23 protein-coding genes are annotated in these 22,995 nt (G+C 50.5%); 9 read left to right on the forward strand and 14 right to left on the reverse strand.

Going from position 1 to position 22,995, the window contains the following annotated elements:
- Positions 1-2: 2 nt before the first annotated feature.
- Genes cbiB through Mpt1_RS01140 form a run of 4 tightly spaced genes read left to right on the forward strand, consistent with a single transcriptional unit; the run spans position 3 to position 4,307 of the window.
- On the forward strand, positions 3-1,040 hold the full coding sequence (cbiB, locus tag Mpt1_RS01125) for an adenosylcobinamide-phosphate synthase CbiB (protein ID WP_048111483.1): 1,038 nt from the start codon (positions 3-5) through the stop codon (positions 1,038-1,040).
- On the forward strand, positions 1,037-2,188 hold the full coding sequence (gene cbiS, locus Mpt1_RS07215; protein ID WP_052399220.1) for a bifunctional adenosylcobinamide hydrolase/alpha-ribazole phosphatase CbiS: 1,152 nt from the start codon (positions 1,037-1,039) through the stop codon (positions 2,186-2,188). Before cbiB ends, cbiS begins: the two co-directional genes overlap by 4 nt.
- A gap of 41 nt (positions 2,189-2,229) precedes the next feature.
- On the forward strand, positions 2,230-3,669 hold the full coding sequence (cobS, locus tag Mpt1_RS01135) for an adenosylcobinamide-GDP ribazoletransferase (protein ID WP_048111484.1): 1,440 nt from the start codon (positions 2,230-2,232) through the stop codon (positions 3,667-3,669).
- Positions 3,670-3,683: 14 nt separating this feature from the next.
- The gene (locus Mpt1_RS01140) at positions 3,684-4,307 is read left to right on the forward strand and encodes a GTP--adenosylcobinamide-phosphate guanylyltransferase (RefSeq protein WP_048111485.1); all 624 of its coding nucleotides are present in this window, start codon (positions 3,684-3,686) and stop codon (positions 4,305-4,307) included.
- Positions 4,308-4,309: 2 nt separating this feature from the next.
- Here Mpt1_RS01140 and cobT read toward each other — a convergent pair whose 3' ends face one another.
- The 4 genes from cobT to mtnP are packed head-to-tail and all read right to left on the reverse strand — an operon-like array spanning position 4,310 to position 9,371.
- Positions 4,310-5,422 (reverse strand): nicotinate mononucleotide-dependent phosphoribosyltransferase CobT, encoded by a 1,113-nt coding sequence (gene cobT, locus Mpt1_RS01145; RefSeq protein ID WP_052399221.1) that lies wholly within the window; start codon positions 5,420-5,422, stop codon positions 4,310-4,312.
- A 9-nt stretch (positions 5,423-5,431) separates the two neighbouring features.
- Entirely contained in the window at positions 5,432-6,424 is a 993-nt protein-coding gene (locus Mpt1_RS01150) for an alkaline phosphatase family protein (protein WP_048111486.1), read from the reverse strand.
- Entirely contained in the window at positions 6,421-8,583 is a 2,163-nt protein-coding gene (hypF, locus tag Mpt1_RS01155) for a carbamoyltransferase HypF (protein ID WP_048111487.1), read from the reverse strand. The genes Mpt1_RS01150 and hypF overlap by 4 nt, the downstream gene beginning before the upstream one ends.
- Positions 8,580-9,371, reverse strand: a complete 792-nt coding sequence (mtnP, locus tag Mpt1_RS01160) for an S-methyl-5'-thioadenosine phosphorylase (protein WP_048111488.1) — start codon at positions 9,369-9,371, stop codon at positions 8,580-8,582. The genes hypF and mtnP overlap by 4 nt, the downstream gene beginning before the upstream one ends.
- A 379-nt stretch (positions 9,372-9,750) precedes the next feature.
- Here mtnP and Mpt1_RS07650 point away from each other — a divergent pair, with 379 nt between their 5' ends.
- Positions 9,751-9,906, forward strand: coding sequence for a hypothetical protein (locus tag Mpt1_RS07650; protein ID WP_158386714.1), 156 nt, complete (start codon positions 9,751-9,753; stop codon positions 9,904-9,906).
- Here Mpt1_RS07650 and Mpt1_RS01170 read toward each other — a convergent pair.
- From Mpt1_RS01170 to hisG, 8 genes are read right to left on the reverse strand one after another with little or no spacing between them, the layout of a single operon-like run.
- Entirely contained in the window at positions 9,903-10,559 is a 657-nt protein-coding gene (locus Mpt1_RS01170; RefSeq protein ID WP_048111490.1) for a histidinol phosphate phosphatase domain-containing protein, read from the reverse strand. The two genes, Mpt1_RS07650 and Mpt1_RS01170, sit on opposite strands and share 4 nt — an antisense overlap.
- Entirely contained in the window at positions 10,556-11,158 is a 603-nt protein-coding gene (gene hisIE, locus Mpt1_RS01175) for a bifunctional phosphoribosyl-AMP cyclohydrolase/phosphoribosyl-ATP diphosphatase HisIE (protein ID WP_048111491.1), read from the reverse strand. The genes Mpt1_RS01170 and hisIE overlap by 4 nt, the downstream gene beginning before the upstream one ends.
- The gene (gene hisF / locus Mpt1_RS01180) at positions 11,155-11,907 is read right to left on the reverse strand and encodes an imidazole glycerol phosphate synthase subunit HisF (protein ID WP_048111492.1); all 753 of its coding nucleotides are present in this window, start codon (positions 11,905-11,907) and stop codon (positions 11,155-11,157) included. Before hisF ends, hisIE begins: the two co-directional genes overlap by 4 nt.
- On the reverse strand, positions 11,908-12,456 hold the full coding sequence (locus tag Mpt1_RS01185; protein WP_048111493.1) for an imidazoleglycerol-phosphate dehydratase: 549 nt from the start codon (positions 12,454-12,456) through the stop codon (positions 11,908-11,910).
- Between the two features lie 45 nt (positions 12,457-12,501).
- Positions 12,502-13,218 (reverse strand): 1-(5-phosphoribosyl)-5-[(5-phosphoribosylamino)methylideneamino]imidazole-4-carboxamide isomerase, encoded by a 717-nt coding sequence (locus Mpt1_RS01190; RefSeq protein WP_048111494.1) that lies wholly within the window; start codon positions 13,216-13,218, stop codon positions 12,502-12,504.
- On the reverse strand, positions 13,215-13,814 hold the full coding sequence (gene hisH / locus Mpt1_RS01195) for an imidazole glycerol phosphate synthase subunit HisH (protein ID WP_048111495.1): 600 nt from the start codon (positions 13,812-13,814) through the stop codon (positions 13,215-13,217). The genes Mpt1_RS01190 and hisH overlap by 4 nt, the downstream gene beginning before the upstream one ends.
- Positions 13,811-14,866, reverse strand: coding sequence for a histidinol-phosphate transaminase (hisC, locus tag Mpt1_RS01200; protein ID WP_048111496.1), 1,056 nt, complete (start codon positions 14,864-14,866; stop codon positions 13,811-13,813). The genes hisH and hisC overlap by 4 nt, the downstream gene beginning before the upstream one ends.
- The gene (gene hisG, locus Mpt1_RS01205; RefSeq protein ID WP_048111497.1) at positions 14,866-15,729 is read right to left on the reverse strand and encodes an ATP phosphoribosyltransferase; all 864 of its coding nucleotides are present in this window, start codon (positions 15,727-15,729) and stop codon (positions 14,866-14,868) included. The genes hisC and hisG overlap by 1 nt, the downstream gene beginning before the upstream one ends.
- Positions 15,730-16,052: 323 nt before the next feature.
- On the opposite strand from hisG, the gene Mpt1_RS01210 reads away from it, so the two are divergent.
- Positions 16,053-17,354, forward strand: a complete 1,302-nt coding sequence (locus Mpt1_RS01210; protein WP_048113596.1) for an ATP-binding protein — start codon at positions 16,053-16,055, stop codon at positions 17,352-17,354.
- An 85-nt stretch (positions 17,355-17,439) separates the two neighbouring features.
- On the opposite strand, the gene asd is transcribed toward Mpt1_RS01210, so the two are convergent.
- A complete protein-coding gene (gene asd / locus Mpt1_RS01215) occupies positions 17,440-18,504 on the reverse strand; it encodes an aspartate-semialdehyde dehydrogenase (RefSeq protein WP_048113599.1) in 1,065 nt (354 codons plus the stop codon).
- A 129-nt stretch (positions 18,505-18,633) separates the two neighbouring features.
- On the opposite strand from asd, the gene Mpt1_RS01220 reads away from it, so the two are divergent.
- Both Mpt1_RS01220 and Mpt1_RS01225 read left to right on the forward strand, forming a co-directional pair.
- On the forward strand, positions 18,634-20,739 hold the full coding sequence (locus tag Mpt1_RS01220) for an acetate--CoA ligase family protein (RefSeq protein WP_048111498.1): 2,106 nt from the start codon (positions 18,634-18,636) through the stop codon (positions 20,737-20,739).
- Positions 20,740-20,743: 4 nt separating this feature from the next.
- On the forward strand, positions 20,744-21,742 hold the full coding sequence (locus Mpt1_RS01225; RefSeq protein WP_048111499.1) for a phosphotransacetylase family protein: 999 nt from the start codon (positions 20,744-20,746) through the stop codon (positions 21,740-21,742).
- Between the two features lie 12 nt (positions 21,743-21,754).
- Here Mpt1_RS01225 and Mpt1_RS01230 read toward each other — a convergent pair whose 3' ends face one another.
- Positions 21,755-22,066 carry a chorismate mutase gene (locus Mpt1_RS01230; RefSeq protein WP_238603133.1) on the reverse strand — a complete coding sequence of 104 codons (312 nt, stop codon included), beginning with the start codon at positions 22,064-22,066 and terminating at the stop codon, positions 21,755-21,757.
- Between the two features lie 204 nt (positions 22,067-22,270).
- On the opposite strand from Mpt1_RS01230, the gene Mpt1_RS01235 reads away from it, so the two are divergent.
- Entirely contained in the window at positions 22,271-22,768 is a 498-nt protein-coding gene (locus Mpt1_RS01235; RefSeq protein WP_048111501.1) for a regulator of amino acid metabolism, contains ACT domain protein, read from the forward strand.
- The last annotated feature ends 227 nt before the right edge of the window (positions 22,769-22,995 follow it).

Below are 22,995 nucleotides of genomic sequence, written 5' to 3' on the forward strand. Positions count from 1 at the left end.
AAGTGGAGCTTTGGATCGACGCAATCCTGATCGTTATCGTCGCGCTGCTCATAGACAGGTTCATCGGCGAACTACCCAACAAATATCACCTTCTGAGGTGGATAGGCAACATCGTAGGTTTCCTCGATAAAAAAATAGAGAACAGATCGTCAAAGAAGACAAAAGTCTTGGGATTCTTATCTTACATGTTCGTTCTCTTGGTGTTCTGGTTCCTGATGATGCTGATATGCAGCCTTATACGCAACGGCCTTGACGGGTATCACTGGGACATCGCAGGCATGTCCGTGACGCTCGGCGAGATAATATGGATAATCGTGACCGCATTCATGTTCAAGCTCACCTACGCGATATTCTCCTTCCGCCACCACTGCAATCCGATACAGGATGATCTGAGGAACGGCAATGTTGCGGAAGCAAGAAAAAAGGTGCAAATGATAGTCAGCAGAGATACGAGCAGCCTCGACGAGGAGCACATAACCTCGGCATGCTGCGAGACGATATCCGAGAATCTGGTGGACAGCGTGGTCTCCCCGACATTCTATTTCGGATGGCTGGGTATGACAGGTGCGATAATGTTCAGGTGTGCCAATCTTATGGATGCTATGTGGGGATACCTTAACGAAAAATATGGGAATCTGGGATTCTTCGTTGCAAAATTCGACGATGTGCTGGGATTCGTAACATCAAGGATATCGCCGGTCTTTGTTGCATTGACTGCGTGGATCTTCGGTTATGAACATAAAGGGGTGATCGCCGCGGCGAAAGAGGAGCACAGAAAGACCCCCAGTCCGAACAGCGGATGGCCTATGACAGCCGTTGCGAGGGCGATGAGGATAAGGATGGAGAAGATAGGCGTATACGTCATGGGAAAGGGCGAGATGCCCTCCATCGATGATGTGACAAGGTGTTACAAATTGGTAGAGCGAACATCGTTGATATTCGTAATTCTGATAACACTGCCGCTCTTCATTTTTATCGGAATTCATATACAAGTGTTCATCGAGGATAGGATATTCGACCTCCTGGGGATGATAATGTGAGATATATCAGGGACATCAAGATAATGGAGGACGGGGAGATGGCAACAGCGGTCATCTATCTCAGCGAAAAGATGGAGGTCCTCAGCAGTGCGATGAAGAACGGCGGGCACACGATATCCGATGTACTTTTCATAATGCAGGTCCCCCACGACTGCAGCATGGAGGACCCATACTGCGACATGGAGAGAACAATGGAAAAGCATAGGATCCCCGGGCACGCGGTAGGATTCATGACCGCGGCCGAAGTAAAGTACGTTTTCTCGACGGTGGAAACAGACTATGAGGGGATGAACACCATCGCCGCCGTAACAGCGGGGCTCAGCAACCATGTTGTCGCAGGGGAACTGTTGGAGAATTGGGAAGAGAGGCACAAGATCTCCATGGAAAGGTATAGGATGCTCGTCGGAGGGACGATAAACATAATCGGAGTATCTTCGGTACCGCTGACAGATGCAGCTAAGGTCAACATAATGATGCCGATCATCGAAGCGAAGTCCGCCGCTTTGAGCATACTCGGGTACAGGGAGACCGGGACCACCTCAGATGCATTGGCTATAGTTTCCCCAATAGGGGAGGACAGAACAGATTATTCGGGAACAGGAACGGCGCTGGGTATATCGATGGCGAGATCGGTCAAAGCGGCGGTCATAAGCAACCTCGTAAAAAGAGGGGACCTTCCTAACATGGGAACGATCATTGATGTTCTGAAAGGGAAAGGGATAACGGAAAAGGATATGTGGGATGCCGCCTTCGAACTGTACCTTCCCGCACCCGAGTGGGACACCAATGACATAAAAAGAAGGTTCGAGACCAAGCTCAGGGTCCTGTCCGATGATATCAACATCTCCTCATTGGTGCAAGGCGCCGTCGCTTTGGAGGAGATAGGGAACAAGGACTGCATCTGTGCGATGCCCAGAGGGATGTTCGCAAAGGACCCCATCCACCTGATCGCAGATGAGATAATAGGGATGCAGATAGCGCAGTATATTGCCGGCACAAGAGGGATATTCGAGTTTCACAGGTTCGACAGACACAAGCCCGGGATAATCTCTAAGTTGGGTCCGTTCATGGACGATATGCTGTGCGGACTCATCGGAGGGGTGATGTCATCGATATATACTGACCTCTTTGACGAACAGCTCCGATAAGAGGTATTATATTTTCTATTGCTGGTACAAGCGCTGGTAATATGCCAAACGAAACTAATGACCGAGTCGGAAAAGAGGAGGCTCTGAACAGATCCTCCGATCGACAGAAGGATGGGAGTGTTTCGACGGGTGCAGATGCGAATAACAAATCGAATGCAGGAGCAGCTACACCGCCTGAGGACGAATCGATAGATTCGAACAGGTCGGAACAAAGGCCCATTAGGAAAATGAGCGCAGCGGATTTCAAGGTCAAATCAGAACCAAAACCCGAACCGAGACCGGAACCGAGACCGGAGGTCAAGGAGCCGGTACAACCACCAGCACCACACAAAGAGACGAAACCGGTACAGCCAAGCTCGGGGATCCCCTCGTCAAGACCGGCTGGAACGGCTCAGGAGAAGCCAGTTCAGAAGCCAGTCGAAGCGACACCAATGAAGGAGCATCCAAAGGCCGCACCGGCACCGGAGCCGGCGCCTGTGTACCGCGAACCGGTTTATGAACAACCCAAATACGAGTACAGTGAGCCTGCTAAAGAGCCCAAGTACGAGCGCAGCGAACCGGTCAAAGAGTCCAAGCGCAAGGAAGAAGAACCGCCGGCGTCCGAGCCGAAAGGCACAAGTCCAGGCGGAATATTGGGTGCATTGAAAGCGGCGTTCTCCTTCTTCACGATCCTTCCTATAAAGGCAAGCGGAGAAGAGATCAATGCGATGACCAAAAACATGTATGTTATCCCGATCGTGGGAGCATTCATAGGTATGATCGCATCGATAATGGGAATAATCTTTGCCAGAGTAGATGCCGGAGCAATGGCGGGGATCGCAATTTTGGCTACTTCATACATTATCTCCAAGTTCCTCCATTTGGACGGACTCGCCGACTTCGGCGATGGGATGATATGCAGCGGCGACAGGGAAAGGAGCATCAAGGCCCTGAAAGACACGGGAATAGGCGCAGGCGGTCTCGGGATCGTACTGATAGTCATCCTGGCGATATATGCAGGGATCAGCGGGGTCGCAGTGGTCTTCACGACGTGGATCCCCGGATTCTTCCTGTTCGCAATGGCGATAGTCATAATGGAAGCGTTCGCAAAGAATACGATGGTGGTCGCAGCGGCGTTCGGAGAACCCGGGAACGGCATGGCCTCGGAACAGGTAAGGAACACAAATACCCAGACGATGCTGTTCGCAACACTCATAGCGGTCTGTTCGGCTTTCGTAGGATATCTGTTGATGGCCGTCATAACCGGTGGCTTCTGGGCCAGCTTCCAGGGAATATGGTCTGCAAGAGTGATGATCACGGCTCTGCTTATGATCGTCGGAGGCGTGGTATCTTCGTTCGTCATCGGATGGCTTATAGCTTATCTATCGAACAGGAAGTTCGGCTTCCTGAACGGGGACGGACTTGGCGCTGCCAACGAAATATCGAAGGTCATGTTCCTCTTCATCGCATTGATGGTCTTGGGATTCTACACGCTACACTGAATGTCTGAGGCCGAATGCAAGCACTGATCAATGCGGGAGGGAAAGGCACCCGGATGGGAGCATGCGGCACAGAGAAACCCATGCAGACCATCGGGGGCAAACCTGTTATCAAAAGAGTAGTGGATGCGCTGTCCGGTTCCGCGAGCATCGATGAGATCGCGGTATCGGTAAGCGAACACACTCTTGAAACGGAGAAGTATCTGAAGAGCATCGGCGTGAGGACGATAAGGACATCCGGAGAGAACTTCATGGAGGATCTGCACGAATCCTTCGAGGCCCTCGACGGAGAATTCGTTCTCACATGCCCTTCGGACCTGCCCTTCATCTCCACTATTGAATTGGATAAATTCATTTCGGAATTCGATCCCGGGAAGATGGAATCGATGATCGCGATCGTCGACAAAAAAGCTTTTGACAAACTTGATATAAAACCTTCTTACACCAGAGACTACTACGGTTCGGAATGGGTGGTCTCCGGTGTTTCCATTATGGACAGAGAGAAGACCCTTCGCGGTGTTTATCTTCAGGAATCATTCTATGAGACGGACAGCTTGGATTTCGCCGTAAATGTTAATACCCAGGAAGAGCTGGAACAGGCGAGGAAGATAATCGATAGGAAGGGATGCACAAAAGCATAACTTCAATCGAAGTTCATTATCTTCTTGTATATCTCGTGTACCTTTTCGAGAAGTTCGTCGCATGTGACCTTGCCCGAGCTTTGTATTATTGCGGCAACAGACGATCCCCCGCAGCCGACGCCTTCTTTGATATATCCCCATTCGTAGGCTTGAAGCCCCTCATAAGGACTTGAAGAGTAATCCATGTTCACATAGACGATCGGAATGTCCGGCGAGATGGAATCCATTATCTTAGCCATGTTGGAGTTCGGATCCCCCATAAGCCATCTCGTCGTACCTTGGAAGATATTTCCGACGATGCTCGGGTCGATCTTCACCGCAGCCGCGATGACCGCGGCCATCTGGGTCCCTCCTCCCACTATGACCGGAACATGTTTGGCGGCACCGATGATGATGCCGATATTTGCGGGCATCATCGGGTCTCCGACGCACCCTATAGCTTTAAGTGGATCATTCGCAAGGTCCCCAATCCCGATGCCTGCGGCCTTGAGTCCTTCCATTACTGTCTTTGTTTTAAGTTCGCGCGGATTGTTCGGAGAACTGCTGCTTACAAGATTCTCTTTTATGATGCCCATAGCCATGAGGACGGCGAGTGCCGTGGTCGTTCCGCCGGCGCAGCTTTCGCTTATCACAACAAAATCATGCCCATGAGCCAGCATCTTGCCGAGGATTACCCCGTTCTCAAATACTTTCTTAACATTCGATACCGCCTTACCGGATGTGACATAATTTCCGTATTCCCCTCCCATCTCAATGCACGGGAGGTTCGGTTTTACCTTGCACCCGCCGTTCACGATGAAGAAAGGCATATTCGATATCTCCAATGCGGCCTGTGTAAGTGTCGCCGGGGTCGGTATCCCTCCGGGATTGATCGGGATCCCCTTCATGCAAACTGTTTTCCCGAGGACCAAGAGCTCCGCATCTGCGGCGGGAGTGAACAAGGTCAGTTCCGGTGTGTCCCCGGCATCGGATATTCCCGGAATGGTGGAGGTCAGCGTATTTGCGACCGTACATGTGAAGACGCCCTTCTTTCCCCAGATCCTTGAAAGGATATCTTTAGCGATTTTTTCATTACCGTGTATGCTGAGCGATGGCGGCAGTTTGAAGTTCGACATGGTTCACCTTTATCTCATCAGATTCGGAATGACCTTATCGAGAGGTATCAGCTCTCCGTCGGACATATCCGTCTCAATATTTGTCCAGAAAGGCACATCCATAATTATGTGTTCGCCCGTGACGCACGATGTTCCGTGATCGACGAAGTAAACGATGCGTTCGGCATCATGGAAATATTCCTTCATCAGGCGGTCCGTCCTTTCCAGTATCTCGATCTTTTTGTATGCGTCCTTTTGGTGGCTGTACTCATCCACTTCATCTATGTGAAGGAACACATTTCCTTTTCTCAGGGCCTTTTTCGCTACCGGGAACCTGTCCTCGACCGCATCGATAAGATGGATCTTGTGGCCCAAAGAAGCCGCGACCCCGAGTGCGGTGGGGCTGTCCGATATCGCCGTCATGTTCTTTATGCAGTCGAACGGAGGGTATTGTTTGGTATATTTTCCGCATCCCCAGGGATAATCGGTGATCCCATGCATATCATCCGCCACTTTCATTATGAATTTCCCAAGATCTCCCGGAATCTCTTTGAACGGTGCATCGACCGGCGGCGCGGGAAGATCGGGGATATCATCACATTCCATTGTGAGGACGGCCCTCCCGTTAAGGAAGAATTTGATCTGGGGGTTGTATTTCTGCAGAATGCACAGATTATTGTTCATTATTCTCATCAGTTCATCACAGAACAGGTGCGCATGATATGACCAATGGATCATTCCGTCCTTCAGTTCGGCGGGGCTGAGCCGGTATGCCGTTCTTTTCTCCGAGATGTCCAGTCCCAAAGCGATGGCTTCCAGCACCGCTCTCGGCAGCTCGGGAGGATGTCCGGTGAAGAATTCGTTCAAGAACAGCTGAGTGTAGCCTCTTCCGGTGGTCATGAACTTATGCTTCGCTTTCCGATACATGAAAGGCATTTTTGCGACCTCATACGGTTTCTTCCCGCCGAGGAGGGGATTGGGATCGTCTTCCATCCCGTCAAGAAGTACGAATAGTGTGTTCATTGTATCATCTTTAAAGCGATCGCGGCCTGCCCGACAGACACTCCCCCGTCGCCGTTGGGAATCGTGTTGTGGAATATTAACCCATGTCCGGAACCTTTCGCTATTTCGGAGAACATCCTGCAGACAGAGGAATTATACGACACCCCGCCGGTTATTCCGACACTCTCGATCCCCTTTGAATCCGCTGTTTCTATCGCTGCCTCTGTGAGGCATTTCATCACATTGAAAACGATCGAGTATGCCGTGTCGGCCGGTTTGCGGGACCCGTCTATTTTCGAGAAAAGATGGGCGGTCAGGACCTTTCCATTCACTATTTCCGTTTCGAAACCCGGAATAAGTCTTCCGGAAGCGAGGAGAGGCTCAAGCTTCATCGCCGGTTCGCCGTCGTAGGTCCTTACTGAACAAATGCCCAAAGAATAGGATAGAGCGTCCATCAGCCGTCCCATCGATGAGCATTTCACACTTTTCGGCATCATTTTTGTCAGAATATCGGATTCTTTATCAGAAAATGAGCTGTTCTCCCGACCGTTCATTTTATCGACCGCAAATCTCAGTCTTCGGAGATCGTACAGGGCCTTCTCCGAGCCGAGCAGAGGGATACCTTCGAGACTTGCGTTCCTCTCGAAAGAAGAAAGGTCCGCAGAGAGGACCTCGCCGCCCCATACGGTGCCGTCTGTACCGTGGCCGCTGCCGTCCAGCGTCAATGCGACCGTGCTATCCACGTTATTGTCGATCATCAGCGATGCCGCATGCGCCCAGTGGTGCTGTACCTCGACTATCTGAGAATCAAACTCCTCGGAAAGCCTCTTTGCGAAGCCTCTGTTGGTGTATCCGGGGTGGATATCCATAGCAACCGCTTGCGGTCTGCATCCGAGCAGCTTCATTTGCTCCCGTACGGCATCTTCAAGGTAATCTACAACGCCGATGCCTTCGCCGTCGCCGATGTGCTGCGTAGGATGTATCCGTCCGTCAACGGCTATCGAACCGGTAAGATTCTCCTGCGCCCCAACCGCAACAGCGGATCCTTTCAGAGGTATAGGAATGTACGAGGGTACATGACCTCTCGACCTTCTTATGAAGAATGTTCTTTCATCGAACAACCTCAGTACGCTGTCATCTGCACGATTCAATATTTTTTGATTGTGAATCAAATACATATCCGCGCCGAGCCCCAGTATCTCTTTGTCCTCTATGATCATCGGCTCACCCGGAACATTGGCGGAGGTCATTATCAACGCATCATGTGCCAGATGTTCGAAGACGAGATGCTGGGCACCTGTGTACGGCAGAAATATCCCGATGTTGTCAAGTCCTGGGGATATAAGTTCGGTCACGGCGGAGTGCTTCTTTTCGATCAGAACGATCGGACGGTGGGGAGATGTGAGGTTCTCCAGTTCTTTATCGGTGGGATCGCCGTATTTGCGGACGGCTTTCACGTCCTTTACCATGATTGCAAAGGGTTTTTGATCCCTACCGTACCATTCTCTCATCTTTTTGATGTGATCTAAAGTACAGCAGATGTGCATGCCGCCCCATCCCTTGATGATGCCGATCTTCCCCTCAGACAGCATATTTGAAAAATTCGATATCGGATCCCCCCGAATTTCCTTGCCTTCTTTATCTATGAGTCGGTACGACGGTCCGCACTTCGGACAGCTTGATGTCTGATGATGGAACCTTCTGTCCGCAGGATCGTCATATTCTTTCTGACAATCTCTGCACAAAGGGAAATCCCGCATTGCAGTCGAAGACCGATCGTATGGGAGCCCGCTTAGAAGTGTGAATCTCGGTCCGCACTTTGTGCAAGTTGTGAATGGGTACCCCATCCTTCTCCCGGCCTTCATATCGCTGAGGCAATCATCGCATACAGCGGTATCCGCGGGAATGGACATCCCCGATGAACCTGTCCGAGAGCTGATAATTTTGAACCCACCCGTGTGCGCAACAGGCTGTTCGATCCTGACAACATCTTCCAGACGTGCCAGGGGAGGAAGGTCGGCTAAGAAGTGTTCGAGGAACCGCTCTCCGTCCTCTACTTCCACGACGACATCCGAACCGTCATTCCACACTTTTCCGGAGAGCCCGAGATCTGTAGCTGTTCTGTAAACGGCGGGTCTGAAACCGACCCCTTGGACCACTCCTTTGAATATTATTCTCATGGGAGTTTTGCAGAGAGGGCGCCGCTTATCTCGGCCGCTTCAATACATTTGCAATCTGACGTTTTGATCTTTGGGATACCCAGCTCAAGCAGCTTCAAGACCCTAGAAATGGATTCTTTCATTGTTTTTCTGACCATATCCGTGCTGACATCCTCTTCGTGCCATACGTCATAGTCCGTCACCATCGCAAGGCTGCAGTAGCACATACCCAGTTCACGGGCGAGCTGGCACTCCGGAACAAGGGTCATTCCGATTATATCACCGTATTGTTTGAACATCCTGCTTTCCGCTCTCGTCGAGAACCTCGGCCCTTCGATACAGATGTATGTTCCGCCGAGGTGGTGTCTGATCTTCATTTCCCTTGCGGTGTCGTTGAATATCTTGTTCAGATAGCCGCAGAACGGATCGGGCATCGAGATGTGGACTATCTCTTTATCAAAGTACGAATATTCCCTGTATTTTGTGAAATCTATGAATTGATCCGGAATGACAAGATCTCCGGGAGCAAGCCCCATCTGGAGGGATCCGACCGCGCATGCCGAAATGACGTATTCGCAGCCGAGTTTTTTGAGGGCCCACATATTTGCTCTGTAAGGAACGGTCGACGGGGGGTAATGGTGGGATTGTCCGTGTCTGAAAATGAACGCAACCTCAACGCCCGAGATCTTACCGATCATTATCTCGCCGGAAGGTTTGCCGTATGGCGTATCGGGGAAAACTGTCTTGATCGTTTTGAAGGAATCCGGATTGTATACGCCGGTACCTCCGATGATGGCTATCTTTGGCATATTTCAGGGATTCTTGTAAGAATATAAAAGAACAATGTTCAAATTTCACTTTCATACACTCCTGGCTTTACTCTTATGTTGGAATAATTCCCTATAAAAACGTGATAAAAACGGACTGAATACTTTAGGAAAGTCTCTGCCGGAGATAGGCAGAGGAATGTTTATATTCTCTTATGACACATTATTGATCAGCATTTCATGAAATATTCCGCCATAGGGGGAGGCTGGCGGCCCTCCTGTGAAATGTGTCTGTCGGCGAAATATTCCGCCATAGGGGGAGGCTGGCGGCCCCCCGCCGACAGAATTCGCTTCTCTGAATGATGGATGAGCGTAATCATTTTGTTTGTAATGACATATGATGTCTGTCCGAGGTGTATCGTTGCCGGAAGAAAAAGGGTTCGAGACCTTCTCGAAAAGGGAGATGTACGCCATGCTCCTGAAAGATTACGAGGAATGTAAAGATGAGGGCAGAGAATGCTATCTCAAAGAGATCCTCGAAGAACTCAGAAGGGACCTGGAATCCGATCGATCTTAATTTTTGATCAGATGTTTGATCAGATCGTACGGCGTATCGTTAAGTGCCAGTTTGATCTCTTCGTCGGTAAGCCCCGCGCCCTTTGCGACGACAGTTGCCCTTGCCTCATCCATCAGATTGCCGACCGTGTGTGCGTCGGAATTGACGACCATCTTGGCACCTGCTTTCCTTGCGATGTTGGCAACGTGTCCGTTCGTGATGTTGTGGCCCGAACGGCCTGTGATCTCAAGAGCGACACCGTTCTTTACGGCGATCTCAGCCTCTTCCAAAGTTATGAGCCCCGGATGTGCCAGCACGTCCACGTTCTTGCTCATCACCGATCTGAGGTTCGTACCGGGAGGCACCGGCTCGACGACGGTCTCTCCGTGCACAACTACGATCTGCGCGCCGAGTGCTTTAGCTTTCTTTGCCATCATATCTATCTTTGACGGGGGAACATAAGTAAGCTCCACTCCGGGCACAACTGTAATGTAATCTCTGCTCAGTTCCGCTGCCTTTACAAGGGCCGGAACTACGAAATCGATGTTCGTAACGTCAACGTGATCGGTCAGCGCGATGGCTGTGTGTCTAAGATCCATCGCGCGGCGCGTCAGTTCGGACGGAGTAAGATCCCCGTCGCTGAATATAGTGTGGGTATGAAGGTCGATCCTCATTTCATTCTCTCCCTGAGTTTTTCATATACTTTTTCCATCGGAAGCCCGGTTTTTGTGACCGCGACCATTGTGTGATAGATCAGGTCGGCAAGCTCCCAGGCCATTTCTTCTTCTTTCTCGTCTTTAAGGGCAAGGACGAACTCACCCGCTTCTTCGATGACCTTCTTGCACATCTTGTTCTCATCCGAGTACAGAAGGCAGGTGTAGCTCCCGGGTTTCGGATTCTCGAGCCTGTCTTTCAGTATCCTCCACAGTTCCGGGAGGACATCCATTGTTTCCTCAACGGAACCGTAGATCACTTCCTCGAAGCATGACGGATTTCCCGTGTGGCAGGCCGGACCCGTCTGTTTTACCCTTACGAGAATGGTATCCGAATCGCAGTCCAGCTGTATCGAGATTATCTCCTGCACATGGCCGGATTCTTCTCCCTTTTTCCAAAGCTTTTTTCTGCTCCTTGACCAGAAGTGGGTGTAGCCTGTGCTCTTCATCAGTTCGAAGGCTTCTTCATTGACCCAAGCGACCATCAGGACCTCGTTCGTCACATGATCCTGGACGACAGCGGGGATCAGCCCGTCCTTATCGTATTTCAGAGAGGTCATCTGACCGGGACTCCTCTGTCCTTCAGGTATTCCTTGACCTCTCGGACAGTGACCTGTTTGTAGTGGAATACGGACGCCGCCAATGCGGCGGACACGTTCGTTTGGCTGAACACCTCATAGAAATCCTCTATTTTACCGCAGCCGCCGGATGCAATGACCGGAATGCTAACCTCGTCCGCTATTACTTCGGTCAGAGGTATGTCGTAGCCCTGTTTCACTCCGTCCGCGTCGATGGAGGTTAAGAGTATCTCTCCCGCGCCGAGGTCTTCCGCTTTCTTTGCCCAATCTATGGCGTCGAGGCCGGAAGGCTTCATACCGCCGTGGGTGAAGACCTCCCAGTGTCTGCCTACTTTCTTTGCGTCTATTGCTACGACCACGCACTGTCTGCCGAACCTTTCCGCGGATTCGGAGATCACGTTGGGGTTGCTTATAGCCGCTGAGTTGACCGATACTTTGTCGGCGCCTGCTTTGAGGGCGTCATGCATGTCGTTGGCGGTCCTTATGCCGCCTCCGACCGTCAAAGGAACGAACACTCTCTTCGCAGTCACGGAAACAAGGTCCAATGTGGTCTGTCTGTACTCTAAAGATGCGGCTATATCCAGGAACGTGACCTCGTCAGCACCCTGCTCGCTGTATTCCTCCGCCATGTCGGGAGGGGAGCCCAGGTCCTTCATCCCCATGAAATTGATGCCTTTGACGACCTTGCCGTTCTTCACGTCAAGACAGGGGATGATCCTCTTTTTGAGCATTCATTTCACCTTGGGTCTGTCTTTTGTGCTGAGTTCTGTTTTTCTCGGATAGACGGCGTATCTCAGGGCGGTCCCGAGCGCCTTGAATGATGCTTCGATGATGTGGTGCTCATCGAACCCTCTGATCTTCACAACATGCAGCGTTATGCCAGCTGACATTGCGAAGCTCCTCAGGAAGTGGTGGTAGAGTTGGTCCGGACAATCGATGTCTGCGAACGACCTGTCGATGATGTCCACGGATACAGTCACCAGCGCATCGTCCATTGGTATGGTGACGGTTGATATTCTCTCGATCGATCTGTCGTCAAGAGCTTTTCTGAACACATTTCCCAGCGTTATCGCAACGTCTTCTATCAAATGGTGGTCGTCGTCGCCGGTTGCTTTCATAGTGATGTCGAAAGAACCGTATCTCGCAAATGTCTCTATCATGTGCTTCAAGAATGATACGTCGCATTTAACATCGAATTTTCCGGCACCGTCGATGTTCAATTTTATCGACACATTCGTTTCCCTTGTGCTGCGTTCCAATTCAGCTGCCCTTCCTGTCATATGCTATTTGAATAGGGTCGATTCTATAATAAATATACTAAAAGATCAGTCGGCGTACCATGGGCGGTCCCATTCCCACGGTCTGATCTTTTCGGTGTACAATGCGAGTCCGACGACGGCACCTCCTGCTCCGAACCGGCTCAGCATCCTGCAGTCCGACTCGGCGGTCACTCCGCCGGAAGATATGACCATGTGCGGGCATTTAGAAATGAATCTCTTTGATTGTTCCTCATCAATGCCTTTCATTTGCCCTTCGACGCTGACATTCGTGTTCAGTACGCCGGCCAGCGGAAGATCCTTGATTATATCGAACATATTCTCTACAGTCAACTCGGAAGCACCCTGCCATCCGTTCACCACGAGTGCGCCGTTCTTTGTATCCATCCCGGCCATGATCTTCCCGGGGTGGGAATCGGAGATCTTCGAGAGCCATTCCGGCTCCTTTATCGCCTTTGTGCCTACAATGATACGGTCCGCACCGGCAGAGACGAGTTCATCCACCAACGATTCGGATCTTATCCCTCCGCCTATCTCGACGGGGACGCCGCACTCTTTGATCACTTTTTTGAAAATTTTGATGTTGTTCCCCTTTCCGAACGCGCCGTCCAGGTCCACGAGGTGAAGATAGGGTGCGCCCCTTTCCACCCAAGACATAGCCGTGCTTATGATATCGGGGAGGGTTATCTTCTGGCTTCCGAGTTCTCCTCCTACCAGCTGGACCACTTTGTGGTCAAGTACGTCGACGGCGGGGATCACGATCATATGTTATCCTCCGCGAAATCGATGAAGTTCTTTATTAGCCTGAGTCCCGAGTCAGAACTTTTCTCGGGGTGGAACTGTGTGCCGTATGTGTTCGCTTTCCTGAAGAAGGACGGGAACACCTCGCCGTCGTATTCGGTCGTGCCGACTATCTCTTTTTTATTGTCTGGGGAGCCTCTGAACGAGTTCGCGAAGTAGAATTGTTTTTCCTCGATTTTATCCATCAACGCATCCGATGACTCGACGGAGTTCCATCCCATGTGCGGTACACGCTCCGAGGACAATTTTATAACTTTGCCACCGAACGCACCGATGCCGGGAGAACTGCCTTCTTCGCTCGAATCGAACATGATCTGCACTCCTATGCATATTCCCAGCGCTGGTATCCCTGAAAGCAGTCTTTTTCTTATCTCGTTCCTGTATGGGAGAAGTCTCTCCATCGTAGAGTCGAAGGCACCCACTCCGGGGAAAACTATGCATTCGGAGTCAAGCAGATCTTTCATGTTTGCGGTCACAATGACCGTCGCACCGTTCCTTTCGAATGCTTTTTTGACAGAGTGAAGGTTGCCGACGCCGTAGTCGGCCATGGTGACCTTCAACTGTAGTCCTCCAAGATCTTTTTGGTCTTGTCCAGCAGTTCTTTGTTCATCTTGTCCGTGCCTACTGTGAATCTTACGCAGTTCTCCATTCTCCTCTTGTTCCCGAAGTCCCTTATGAGTATCTTCTTCTCTTTGAGGGCTTTTGTGTAAACATCGTGGTCGATGGGGCACCTTGCGAGTATGAAATTAGAGTCCGACGGGAACGGTCCAAAACCTAGCTTTTTAAGACCGGCAGCGAGCTTAGGTCTCTCTTTATCTACGAGCTCGACGCTCCTCCTGATGAAATCCTGGTCTCCGATCGCCGCTATCGCAGCCCCCTCGCTTATGCTGTTAAGAGAGTATGGGATCTTGACGGCATTCATCATGTCCGCCAGATCGAGGTTTGCCACTGCGTATCCGATCCTCAGGCCGGCTATCGCATAAGCTTTCGAGAATGTTCTGGTGACTACAAGGTTGTCGAACTCGTTGACCCTGGGTATCATGCTGCTTTTCGTGTATTCGCCGTACGCTTCGTCAACGACGACGATGCCTTTGAATCCTTCAAGAATTTCTTCTATGTCCTTTTGTCTGAATGAATTCCCCGTGGGGTTGTTCGGCGTTGCCAGCACAACTATCTTCGCTTTTGATGAAAGGATGCTGTCCACGTCCAGCTGGAAATTGTCTGTCAGCTCGGAGTACTGCACCTTTCCGCCGTTCATCTGCACAAAGTAGTCGTACATTCCGTTGTATGAGGGATAAGGGATAAGGCAGTCGTCCTCCCACTCCGTGAATGTTTTGAACAGGATGTCGAGCATCTCGTCGGATCCGGACCCTGCTACGAAGTTCTCCATATCCAGCTCATAAAAATCGGCAAGTGCGATCCTGAGTTTGTTTGAATATGTTCCTGGATATTCGTTCAGGTCGATCTTCTGTTCTTTCATGAACTTCTGTGCCGCGGGATTTGCGCCGAGGGCGTTCGTATTGGTATCGAGCCTCAGCTCTCCCTTAAGATCCGGGCTGTAATATTTCTTGAACCCTCTGGTCGAACTTCTCATTATGTCCCTTGAGACCATCACTCCACCAGCCTGTCTATGGAAAGGGTCAATATCCCTTTCGCACCGAGCCTCTTGAGGTCGTTGACAGCATTGTAAACATCTTTGGAGCGGATCACAGCGTGTACCGCCACAATATCATCATTCCCGGCGATGTTGAGTATCGTCGGTCCGTTAATTCCAGGGATGACCTTTTGTACCTCTTTCAGCTTCTTCTTGGGAACGTTGGCCATTAGATATTTGCGTTCCTCGGCGGCCATGACGCTCTTCAGGGAAGCGACGACATCCGTTATCTGCGCACCGTACTTTTTCATCGAAGCATCGGATGAGTAGATCGCGGCTTGGGAGTCCAATATCTTGGACACTTCCACAAGGCGGTTCATCTTCAAGGTCGATCCGGAGGCGACCAGATCCGCGATCAGATCGGATATGCCGAGGTAAGGCATTATCTCCGCTGCGCCGGACACTTCTATTATCGAGACATCCTTGCCGATCGACTTGAAATATTTTTTTGTGAGGTTGGGGAAGGAGGTGGCGACCTTCGATCCGTTGGGGATGTCATCCGCGGTCCTTATCCCGGAGGCTTCCGGCGCCGCTATCGAAAGGCGGCAGTAACCGAACTCGAGATCCATCAGCTTCTTTATTTTGTATCCGGACTCGGCGGCGAGGTCCTCGCCGGTTATTCCGATGTCTATTGCGCCCGTGGCGATGAATGCCGGTATGTCCTGCGCTCTGACGAACATAACTTCGATATCCTGGTCCTTTGCCATGACATACAGTTTCCTTCCCCATTCCTCTCCGAGATCGATCCCTGATTTCAGCAGGAGCTCTACGGCCCTCTCGTTGAGCCTTCCTTTGTTGGGGACAGCCAATTTTATTACCACTGGTAAACCTCCGTTTGTTTCAATATTAAAGGGGTAGTAAATAAGGTTTTCACGAGTTTATGGTCGCGTCGGACAAATATATTTGTCGATTGACAGGTTTATGGCAAATAGATATGATCGCACATATACAAAGCCACACATGAGCACTTTCTCGCATTAACACGGTAAAAAAGTACATTTTTTAAAATAATTAACTCCTATTTAGTGCAAAATATTTTTTTTAATACTCCTAAAAGGTGCATTTTTTGAAAATATTGTGGGAATGTTTGTATACTGGAATCTCAATATGATTTTGAATCTGCAGAAATATGAGGAGGAATGCCATGCTTAAAAGAAAGATGATGGACACTTTGATCGAATGGAAAGAAAAGAAGAGCAAAGAATGTCTGCTGATAGTGGGGGCAAGACAGGTAGGGAAGACGTTCATAATCAGAGAGTTCGCAAAGCAGAATTATGAGAACATCGTGGAGATCAACTTCCTCGCCGAGCCCAAATTCATGAAGGCATTCGAAGGCAGTTTGAAAATGGATGCGATCATAAGAGAACTGTCCCTTCGTGACGAGAGTATAAGATTCATAGAGGGCAAGACCCTGTTATTCCTTGACGAGATCCAGGAATGCGGCGACGCAAGGACCGCTTTGAAATTCATCGCAGAGGATGGCAGATTCGACTGTATCGCATCCGGTTCGATGCTCGGTGTCGCATATAAGTCCACAAGATCGATACCGGTCGGCTATGAGAGACAAATAGAGATGTTCTCTCTTGACTTCGAAGAGTTCCTTTGGGCAACCGGTTATGACGATGTCAGGATCGGGTATATGAAGGAATATTACGAAAAAAGGGAGAAGATCCCCCCATCTATCAATGATGTTTTATTGAAGAAAATAAGAGAATATGCTATTGTCGGCGGAATGCCCTCGGCCGTTAACATATACATCGAAACAAACAACTTCGGACTGGTACACAAAGAACAAGAAAGGATAATCGCCAGTTATCGCAACGACATCACAAGGTATCTGTCTGTGCCGGAAAGAACAAAGGTCATGGACTGTTATTTTTCATTACCTCAACAGCTAGCGAAAGAGAATAAGAAATTCCAATATTCAACGGTTGAAAAAGGTGCCAAGGCCAGAAAGTACGATAACAGTTTGGATTGGCTGAGGGACGCCGGACTAATTAAGTTCTGTTATAATGTATCAACTCCAGAGTTCCCACTTCCCGCATACATTATGCGGGATTATTACAAGGTCTATGCGACAGACATCGGGATGTTGATATCCATGTACGGTTTTAAAATGAAAGAAGAGTTCTACAATAATACTCTGAAGGGCCCCGCCAAAGGTGGCATCTATGAGAATCTTATCGCAGACATCTTCCTGAAAAAGAATCTGCCTCTGAATTATTACAAACCAAGCGAGAATAAACAGGAGATAGAGTTCTTGTTGACAGAAAAAGGGGCTGTTGTCCCGGTCGAAGTAAAAGCCGGAAGAGGGAAGACGATATCTTTAGATGAGTTCATAAAGAGGTTCGATCCACCATATGCTTTGAAGTTAATATCCGGGAATGTCGGCGAGATCGACAAAAAACTGACCATCCCACTCTACATGGCAATGTTCTTGGAGTGATCCTTGCACGATGCAAAAAATCCCTCTTCTGTAGGGAAATTGAAAAGATGCCGTATCTCCGATGCCGGAGATACGGCAATTATATTCACAGGATTCCTTTGGCCTTGAACAGCTCCGCATTGAGCATGGAGCCCCCGGCCCCGCCTCTTATCGTGTTGTGGGAGAGCACGAACATCTTGTAATAGCCGTTGCTCACTCTTATCCTTCCGACAGTGGAGACCATGCCTTTCGCTCTGTTCGGGCTTCCGGCGAGGACGTCGTACACAGGCTGCGGCCTGTCCTTTTCGGTCCTGACGATCACCGGCTGCCTGGGTGCCGACGGCAGTTTAAGCTTCTGGGGTTCGCCTTTGAACTTTGACAGTGCGGAAGAGACATCCTCCAATGAGGGCGCATCCCTCATCTTTATGACAAGGGCCTCGGTGTGGCCGTCTATTACGGGGACCCTGGCGCAGTTCGCCATTACTTTGAAATCCGCATATTTGAAGCCGCCCTTCGGAGAGTAACTTCCGATGATCTTTCCGATCTCCTTCTCCATCTTCTCTTCTTCTTGGTTTATGAACGGGATCACGTTACCCACGGCGTCAAGCGATGCTACGCCGGGATATCCTGCGCCGGAAAGCGCCTGGTATGTGGAAACGAATACTTCCTCAAGACCGAACTTTTTGTCGAGAGCGAACAGAGGCACGGCTATGCCAGTCGAAGAACAATTGGCGTTCGTTACGATGTAGCCTCCGTCCTTGTAGGTGTCCTGCTGTTTCACGGACTCGGCGTGGTCGGGGTTGACCTCGGGTATGATTATGGGGACATGCGCATCCATGCGGTGCGAGCCCGCATTGGAGAAGACGGCGACGCCTTTCTTTGCCAGTTCCGTCTCGGTCGGCCCCGCAAGGTCCGAAGGCAGTCCGGAGAATGCGATCCTTACGTTCTTTGAAATGTGTTTCAGATCCATTGTCTTGATCTTCGTTTCCATCGCCTCTTCCGAGAACTCGTGGTCCCTGATCTTGATTGTGTCTCTGAATTTTTTTCCTTCCGATCTCTCCGAGGCGTAAAGTCCTTCAATTTCGAAATAAGGGTGATCCTCAAGCATCTGTACGAATCTCTGGCCTATAGGTCCGGTGGCTCCAAGGACGGCAACACTGATCTTGCTCATGTTCATCTTTCCTATAACAAAGGTCAGGTAGGATTAGTAATTATATTTTTTGAGTAATGCTGAGCATATTGTTTTCACCAATTTCCCATTTGATCATCAAAAATTATCCAGTACCGAAGAAAAGTTATAATGATACAAACCGTTTGTACGGTCATGAGGGAGTTCTTCTCTCCGGATTCGATAGCGGTGGTGGGAGCTTCTTCCGATCTGAATAAGATAGGCGGAATGATACTGAGGAACATCATCGGCTCAGGGTTCGGCGGCCGCATTTATCCCATAAACATAAAAGGCGGGACGATACAGGGGCTGAAAGCTTACGCATCGATAGATCTTTTGGACGAACTCCCGGAATTGGCGGTGATGGCGCTTCCGTCGGAGCTTGTCTTGGGGGAGATGGAAAAGCTCGGCAGGATCGGAGTTAAGGCGGTGATCGTCATAACCGCCGGCTTCAAGGAAGAGAGCTCCCAAGGACGAGATCTGGAGAACAGGCTCAACAACATCTCCAAAATGTATGGTATGAGAGTGATAGGCCCGAACTGTTTCGGGTTGATGAATGTTCATCGGAGGCTCAACTCTACGTTCTCGTCTCTGTTCCCGCCCTCAGGAGGCATCTCTCTGAGCTCGCAGTCCGGCGCAGTAGGTTCGACGATGCTCGATTGGGCGATCCATACCAACAACGGCATCTCAAAATTCATATCTTTGGGTAATAAAATGGATGTCGACGAGGCGGATGTTATCGAATACCTCGGTGATGATGAAGATACGAGCGTCATAGGAATATATTCCGAAGGGATAACGGACGGCAGAAGGTTCATCGAAGCAGTATCCCGGTCAAAGAAACCGATCGTGATGCTGAAGTCCGGGAGGTCCGCAGCCGGATCGATGGCGGCCTCGTCCCACACCGGCGCACTTTCCGGCTCCGACTCTGTTTATGAGGCGGTATTCGACCGCCTGAATATCATACGTGTGAAGGATATCGAAGAGCTGTTCGATGCATTATCGGTGATATCGTCGTCGAGGCCGATGCTGAAGGATGGCATTGCGGTGATAACAAACGCCGGCGGCCTGGGCGTAATGGCGGCCGACGCATGCTCGGACCACCCGGCGGTCCGTATGTCCCAGCTCTCCCCCGCGACGGAAAAAAGAGTGAGGAAAACGATACCTACGGTCGCAAGCACGCACAATCCTGTCGATGTAAGAGGAGACGCGACAAATGACATGATCACAGGTGCCCTGAAGATAATAGCGGATGATGAGAACATCGGCGGGGCAGCGGTGCTGTCATCGCCACTCGACAGCATCGATCTGAACTCGATAGCGGTCGCTGTCTCGGAGATGAAAAAGAAGCTGAACATCCCTGTGACGGTCGCCTTCGCAGGCGGGAAGACATGCGAGTCCGCTTTATCGATATTGCGCGAGAATCGTGTACCTTCGTATCCGTCGCCCGACAGGGCGGTACGCGCCCTTTCCTTCCTGAGGAGGGTGCAGACCGGATATACAAAAAAAGAGGACACCATCCTTCCGGAGACATCGGGAAGATGGAGAGTAATTGAATTACTGGATATAGCGAAAAAGGAGTTCAGATCATCCCTCTCCGAGGATGAGGGGAAATCCATACTTTCGGCATACGGCATCCCCGTGCCGAAGGAGGCATTGGCGGTAAGTCCGTATGATGCGGTAACCGCAGCCGAGAGCATTGGCTACCCGGTGGTCATGAAGATAATGTCGCCCGACATCCACCACAAAACAGACATCGGCGGCGTCATTGTCAACGTAAAGACAGCGGATGACGTCCGCGAGGCGTTCGAGTCGCTGATGGTAAGATGCAGGACCGCCGTCCCGGACGCCAAGATAGACGGGGTCTCGGTGCAGAAGATGGTGTCAGGCCAAGAAGTGATACTGTCGATGATACGCGACGATCAGTTCGGTCCCGTGCTGGCGTTCGGTCTGGGAGGGATATACGTTGAGATATTCGGGGAGATCGCAAGGACCCTGATACCCATGTCCGACGATGACCTTGACAGAATGATAATGTCCACCAAAGCATACCGCATGCTTTCGGGAGCGAGAGGTAAACCTCCTGCCGACATAGACTCGCTGAAGGACATAATGAGAAGGATGATGAAGATCGCTCTGGAGAACCCAGAGATATATGAACTCGAAATCAATCCCATCATGGTAGGGAAGAAGAACGAAGGAAGCTGGGCGGTGGACGCTTTGACAACGATAAGGTGATGAAATGAAGAATGTCTATCTGGCATCTGTAGGCGCTAGGTCGGGGAAATCCGCGATATCGCTCGGTCTGGCATTGAATTATCCGGGGAAGGTGGGGTTCTATAAGCCCTTCCGCGAGAGCCCTATAAAGGTGGACGGAAACACAATGGACGAGGACGCTTGGCTGATGGCCGAGGTTCTGAAGTTGAAGGACGGAAAGAAGCTTTCGCCGTTCACGTACGACCTGTCAGAGCCGGTAAGTATGAGCGATATCGCCGCCGTTTACAACGACCTGCGGAAAGATAAGGACTTCATGATAATCGAAGGCAGCAAGGATTTCACTTACGGTTATGCGCAAAATCTTTCCTTTATGGACATCGCCGAAGCTCTCGACGCACCTGTGATACTGGTCGCTACGCCGTCAAGCCGGTCCGTCGACACGGTGTTCATGTTCAGGGAGCTTTGCGAAAAGAGAGGATTGGACATGCTCGGAGTGATCCTCAACAAAAGTTCAGGATGTCCGGAAAGGAAGTTCTTCGAAGGCCGCGGGATAAATGTGCTCGGAGAGGTCCCGGTCATGCCCGAACTCAAGACATTCAGGGTGTCGGAGATATCCCAGAAGATCGGCGCAAAGGTCTTGGCCGGCGCAAAGGGGATGGAGAGATCCGTAGAGAACATGTTGGTCGGTGCGATGAGCGATCAGGCCGCCACCGGGTATATGCGAAGGTCGCGCCGCAAAGCCGTCATAACGGGCGGCGACAGGACGGAGATCCAGCTTGCCGCACTGGCCACGGATACGTCATGCATCATCGTCACCGGAGGGCTGATGCCGTCGCACATGGTCCTTTCGAAGGCAGACGATCTGGGTGTCCCCATACTCATGACAAACGAGGACACTCTGCACGTGGCCGAGACCACGGAACGTCTGATAGCACGCATAGATCCGAAAGACAAAGAGAAAATAGAGTCGGTGAAGAAGAACGTCGGTTCGGGAGTGGACCTGAACAGCGTGTGGCGATCTTGAACAAAAGTCGGTTCATTTCCTCTTAATGGGTTTTTCCTGAACGGAAGGCTCGCTGTCGTAGAGCAGTTTCTGTCTCTCTTTGGAGATCTTCAAAATGACTTCGGCAATGAGCTTCGCCTCCCCCACGGAGAGGCTGACATCTTCGCAGAGTTCCATATATCTGTCGATGACCGCTCTTTCCACGCCCGTGTCCCAGTAGCCCTGAGAAGAATGTTTCTTTTCCTTGGCAAGCTCGTCGGCGATCTCCATTCTGGTGGCGATAAGATCGATTATATCCTTGTCGATGGATTCTATCTGTTTCCTGAGTTCGTCAACGCTAGGCAAGTGTTTTTTCCCCTGCACACATATCATGCCGGATGTTTATTAAGAGTACGAGCGCCGCTGCTTTCGGATAAGAAAATAAAGCGCAGATAAAGCGCAGATAAAGCGCAGATAAAGCGCAGATAAGTCAGACATACAGCAAACGGCAAGCTTGAGTCATTAACATTTTGGATGTATGTTTTTATTCTTTGTTGACATTCATCGTGCATGGACAGCATCAAAGACGGCTTTGTGGGGTTTCCATCACAGGAAAAGGTAGCGATGTTGCTTCTGAGAAATGGGATAAGGGTCGTTGACGGTACGGCTTACTGCAACGACATCGAGCAGTCCGACGCGGCTATCGCAAGGGTCGCCGGAGTGGACAGGCGGGTGGTAAGGTCCGCGCTAGACAAGATATCCTCGACCCCGGATCTGGACAGAGTATTCTCCAAGCTGAGGTCCATGCTGCTTTTGTCTGAGGTCGCGCCGGAGATCGACTGCACAACGTTGGAGATAATCCCCACCGATGCGACCATGCCGGGAATACTCGCAGGCGTCATGGATGTCATTTACAGAAGAGGATTGTCCGTAAGGCAGGCGGTGGTGGAGGATCCCGGCGTAAGATTTGATTCGCATCTGATAATCGTGGTCGACGGGCAGATACCTTCCGAACTGATCCCGGCGATAAAACAGAGCAGAGGTGTTCTGAGTTTAATGCTGAGATGATCCGATCCTCACATGCACAATGAGATGTCATAGGGAACAAGAGATGTTTGTTTATTAACAGTGAAACGACAATATATCCAAGCTGCCGAAACAAGGCACTCGGTCTAATCTGAAGTAAGATATCTGAACCGTTGAAGCCGAAACTGCAGTAGATGAGGCGGCATCGCCGACATCTCCGGAAAATGTCGCGCGCGTATACTCGCGCGTGGGTATCTTGCGTTTTTGGC

Source organism: Candidatus Methanoplasma termitum, from assembly GCF_000800805.1.
Taxonomy (GTDB): domain Archaea; phylum Thermoplasmatota; class Thermoplasmata; order Methanomassiliicoccales; family Methanomethylophilaceae; genus Methanoplasma; species Methanoplasma termitum.

Excerpts from the sequence above, each read along its gene's own strand:
- cobS (WP_048111484.1), top strand. The coding sequence starts at position 2,230 with ATGCCAAACGAAACTAATGACCGAGTCGGAAAAGAGGAGGCTCTGAAC.
- Mpt1_RS01140 (WP_048111485.1), top strand. The coding sequence starts at position 3,684 with ATGCAAGCACTGATCAATGCGGGAGGGAAAGGCACCCGGATGGGAGCA.
- cobT (WP_052399221.1), bottom strand. The coding sequence starts at position 5,422 with ATGTCGAACTTCAAACTGCCGCCATCGCTCAGCATACACGGTAATGAA.
- Mpt1_RS01150 (WP_048111486.1), bottom strand. The coding sequence starts at position 6,424 with ATGAACACACTATTCGTACTTCTTGACGGGATGGAAGACGATCCCAAT.
- hypF (WP_048111487.1), bottom strand. The coding sequence starts at position 8,583 with ATGAGAATAATATTCAAAGGAGTGGTCCAAGGGGTCGGTTTCAGACCC.
- mtnP (WP_048111488.1), bottom strand. The coding sequence starts at position 9,371 with ATGCCAAAGATAGCCATCATCGGAGGTACCGGCGTATACAATCCGGAT.
- Mpt1_RS01170 (WP_048111490.1), bottom strand. The coding sequence starts at position 10,559 with ATGAGGATCGACCTTCATACCCACACTATATTCAGCGACGGGGATCTT.
- hisIE (WP_048111491.1), bottom strand. The coding sequence starts at position 11,158 with ATGACCTCTCTGAAATACGATAAGGACGGGCTGATCCCCGCTGTCGTC.
- hisF (WP_048111492.1), bottom strand. The coding sequence starts at position 11,907 with ATGCTCAAAAAGAGGATCATCCCCTGTCTTGACGTGAAGAACGGCAAG.
- Mpt1_RS01185 (WP_048111493.1), bottom strand. The coding sequence starts at position 12,456 with ATGACAGGAAGGGCAGCTGAATTGGAACGCAGCACAAGGGAAACGAAT.
- Mpt1_RS01190 (WP_048111494.1), bottom strand. The coding sequence starts at position 13,218 with ATGATCGTGATCCCCGCCGTCGACGTACTTGACCACAAAGTGGTCCAG.
- hisC (WP_048111496.1), bottom strand. The coding sequence starts at position 14,866 with ATGGTCTCAAGGGACATAATGAGAAGTTCGACCAGAGGGTTCAAGAAA.
- Mpt1_RS01210 (WP_048113596.1), top strand. The coding sequence starts at position 16,053 with ATGCTTAAAAGAAAGATGATGGACACTTTGATCGAATGGAAAGAAAAG.
- asd (WP_048113599.1), bottom strand. The coding sequence starts at position 18,504 with ATGAGCAAGATCAGTGTTGCCGTCCTTGGAGCCACCGGACCTATAGGC.
- Mpt1_RS01220 (WP_048111498.1), top strand. The coding sequence starts at position 18,634 with ATGATACAAACCGTTTGTACGGTCATGAGGGAGTTCTTCTCTCCGGAT.
- Mpt1_RS01225 (WP_048111499.1), top strand. The coding sequence starts at position 20,744 with ATGAAGAATGTCTATCTGGCATCTGTAGGCGCTAGGTCGGGGAAATCC.
- Mpt1_RS01235 (WP_048111501.1), top strand. The coding sequence starts at position 22,271 with ATGGACAGCATCAAAGACGGCTTTGTGGGGTTTCCATCACAGGAAAAG.